Here is a 3,440-nt window from a genome sequence, read left to right as displayed (position 1 = left end):
CTGGAATGGAACCATCCATTTATCAATCCGGCCAATATCAAGGAACTGGAAAAATGGTGAAACGTGGATCACCACACCTCCGATGGGCGATGTATCATGCCTCGAGATTGATTTCTATATATTCACCGACGTTCAAGGCATATTATGAAAAGAAGCTCTTAGAAGGCAAACATTATAATGTGGTGTTAAGCCATGTAGCGAAGAAATTAATTAGAGTCATATTCCATTTCATGCGGACAGGCGAATTATATAAAGAAGTTGTTTATACGTAATATTTTGACCGTTATAAAATACTAAAGTTTAACAAAAATACACAGCTTGATGATTAATTTTAAAATCATTAACCATCAAGCTTATTTGCCATGTCCAAATTCCCAATAAAAATAGTATTAAATTTTGTCGCTAGCACTATTGACTTTATATAGTTAGTCCCTTTATTTTTGAATGATTTTATAAGTGCATTTGAAAAACCGGATAAGAGCCAAGAAGTGTTACGGAGCATCCTAATGCTTCCAATTCAGCTTTAACGCTTGGGAATAGTACATCATCTAGAGACTGGTTCACATCAATAATAAAAAAGTAATTACCCAATCCTGTTTTGGTTGGTCTGGATTCTATTTTTGATAAATTCATTTTTCGCCAAGCAAAGGCTGAAATCACCTGATGGAGTGCACCTGCGTAATCGCTAGGTAATGTTATCAGTAAAGTTGTTTTTTCCATTTTAACAGGATGATTGATATTTATAATATTTTTATCCTTAGATAAAACCACAAATCTTGTATGATTATTTGGATAATCGTGAATATTTTCCTTATATATATTAAGGTCATATTCTTTTGCAGCGAGCTTATTTCCAATCGCAGCAATTGGTTTATTTGCTTTACTCACTATTTCTGCAGCTTTACCTGTGGAAGATGAAAAATGAATTGTCGCATTAGGAATGAATTTATGTAAATACTGTTGGCACTGCGCAATCGCATGACTATGAGAATAGACCTCTTGAATTTCATCTAACTGTCCTGTGAAATTTTCATGTACAAGGAAGTGTTGTTGAATAGGAACCACTATTTCTGCAGTAATAGGTAATCTAACTTGATGGACAAGGTAATCCACGGTTAGTTGTACAGTTCCTTCGATTGCATTTTCTATTGGTACAACACCAATATCAATTTGATTTTCATAAACAGCATCAATGCATTCAGGTATTGTTTCAAAGCTTTGTTTTTCCTCTCCGTTAAATGCAGTGTCAACCGCTAATTTTGTGAATGTCCCTTTTGGTCCTAAATAGCCTATTTTACTCAAGAATGCTTCCCCTTTCCTTTCTCTTATATTTCTATCTAATATTTTAATGAAATCCTCAAATAAATTATTTACTCAATAAAGTCAAATTCAAAGTCTAATATACGAACGGTTTCTCCATCTTTGGCACCACGTTTTCGTAGCGCTTCATCTACACCCATTCCTCTTAGTTGTCGGGCAAAGCGCTGAACAGCCTCATCTCTAGAAAAATCTGTCATTTTGAACAATGTTTCAACTTTCTCTCCTGAGATAACAAATGCACCATCATCTTCACGTGTTATTTCAAAAGCTTTGTCTTTACGATGATATCTGTAAATGACTTTTTCATTTTCTTCTTCTGTTTTAGGGGACTCTTTAGGTATTGTTTCTAAAGTATCTGCTATAGTAAATAATAATTCCTTTATACCTTCTTTCGTCAATGTTGAGATAGCGTACACAGGAGTTTCTTGCTCTAATTTATTAATGAAAGTTTTAAGATTTGCAGCTGCGTCAGGCATGTCCATCTTGTTAGCAGCGATCAATTGAGGACGATTCATCAGATTTTCGTCATAATTTTTTAATTCTTCATTAATTTTTAAATAATCATCGTAAGGATCTCTTCCTTCCATACCAGCCATATCTATAACATGAACAATGACACGCGTTCTCTCAATATGTCGCAGAAACTGATGACCGAGGCCAATCCCTTCATGTGCTCCTTCGATTAGTCCCGGTAAATCCGCAATAACAAAGCTCCGATGATCGCTTGTATCAACCACACCAAGGTTAGGAGACAAAGTAGTAAAGTGATAATCGGCAATTTTTGGCTTTGCAGCGCTAACTACAGATAGTAATGTGGATTTGCCAACACTTGGGAATCCTACTAATCCCACATCAGCAATTAATTTTAATTCGACTTTGATATTACGCTCCTGACCTGGCTCCCCATTTTCAGCAAAGTCTGGAGCCGGATTTCGAGGGCTAGCAAATCGTGCATTTCCACGTCCTCCTCTACCGCCTTTCGCAATAATTGCTTGCTGCTGATGTGTGATTAAGTCAGCTATAACCTCGTCTGTCTCTTCATCTTTCACAATTGTTCCCGGAGGGACCGACAAAATAAGTGGTGATGCGTTTTTACCATGCTGTTTTTGGTTCATGCCATTTTCTCCACGTTTTGCTTTAAAATGGCGGTTATAGCGAAAGTCCATCAACGTATTTAGACCTTCGTCCGCTTTAAATATAATGTCAGCTCCGTCACCTCCATCTCCTCCTGCAGGACCACCTTTTGGAATATATTTCTCACGGCGATAGGCGACAAGGCCATTTCCGCCGTCACCCGCTTTGACATATACACTTACTTGATCTACAAACACCATTACTCACCTCACCTATCACATGAAATCGTTAAGCTACATGTAATACCATTTTCATTTTTTCTAACATTGATAGGACAATTTTGTCCCAAATTTTGTAAACTAGCTTCAAATTGTTTTATACTTATAAAACGTCCTTCAATTGAAATTTCTACTTTAACTGATGAACTCGTGGTTTCATTTAATTGTATATGTGCTTGATATAACTCTAAGGCATCGCCAGTCCCAACAATAGAATCTATTATCTTTTCACATGCATCTACAAGTAGTCGGTCACTAGCTTGTAAATTTTTGTTTTTGGTATGTATGTTATAAGTTAAGCGTACATTTTGATATGTATCGTTAAATTGAATCATCCATAAAGTAAAAAGAGGAGCTTGTAGACTGAACAGCTTCCTTTCTTTATGAAACGATTCCATCCATGTTTCAATTTTATCTTTTACCTTTTTTGAGTTCCCCATACTCAAATATCCCTGAATAATTTGTAATTCATTCATTATTTCATGACGCTGATATTGCAAGAGTTGAATAACATCCTTCTCATTCATGATTTTTCCCCCTCCACAGTATGAAAAGTATAGCAGATAAACAAATGAAATTCATTAAATAAAAATTTTTTATTATAATAAAATTTATCGAGTAGGTGACTAATCATTATTTGATTAGTCGACCTCTCACACCACCATACATACGGACCCGTATACGGCGGTTTAATTTTATTCGATCGATGTACAGCTACGTACGTCTGAGCATCGATCGATGTACAGCTACGTACGTCTGAGCATCGAT

General features: G+C 35.9%; 4 protein-coding genes. 1 reads left to right on the top strand and 3 read right to left on the bottom strand.

What is annotated here, in order from left to right; genetic code table 11:
• Positions 1-272: transposase (locus GZ63_RS0111600; protein ID WP_038221229.1), on the top strand; the 272-nt coding region annotated here is incomplete at its 5' end.
• A gap of 178 nt (positions 273-450) precedes the next feature.
• Here GZ63_RS0111600 and pheA read toward each other — a convergent pair.
• From pheA to GZ63_RS0111585, 3 genes are all read right to left on the bottom strand, one after another.
• Positions 451-1,302 carry a prephenate dehydratase gene (gene pheA / locus GZ63_RS0111595; RefSeq protein WP_029269709.1) on the bottom strand — a complete coding sequence of 284 codons (852 nt, stop codon included), beginning with the start codon at positions 1,300-1,302 and terminating at the stop codon, positions 451-453.
• Between the two features lie 68 nt (positions 1,303-1,370).
• On the bottom strand, positions 1,371-2,651 hold the full coding sequence (obgE, locus tag GZ63_RS0111590) for a GTPase ObgE (RefSeq protein ID WP_029269707.1): 1,281 nt from the start codon (positions 2,649-2,651) through the stop codon (positions 1,371-1,373).
• A gap of 11 nt (positions 2,652-2,662) precedes the next feature.
• Positions 2,663-3,199, bottom strand: a complete 537-nt coding sequence (locus tag GZ63_RS0111585) for a Spo0B domain-containing protein (protein WP_029269705.1) — start codon at positions 3,197-3,199, stop codon at positions 2,663-2,665.
• Positions 3,200-3,440 lie beyond the last annotated feature (241 nt).

The organism is Virgibacillus alimentarius (assembly GCF_000709085.1).
GTDB lineage: Bacteria > Bacillota > Bacilli > Bacillales > Amphibacillaceae > Virgibacillus_B > Virgibacillus_B alimentarius.
Note: the sequence above shows the minus strand (reverse complement) of the source record. Positions and strands in the feature narration are given on the sequence as shown.

Excerpts from the sequence above, each read along its gene's own strand:
- GZ63_RS0111585 (WP_029269705.1), bottom strand. The coding sequence starts at position 3,199 with ATGAATGAGAAGGATGTTATTCAACTCTTGCAATATCAGCGTCATGAA.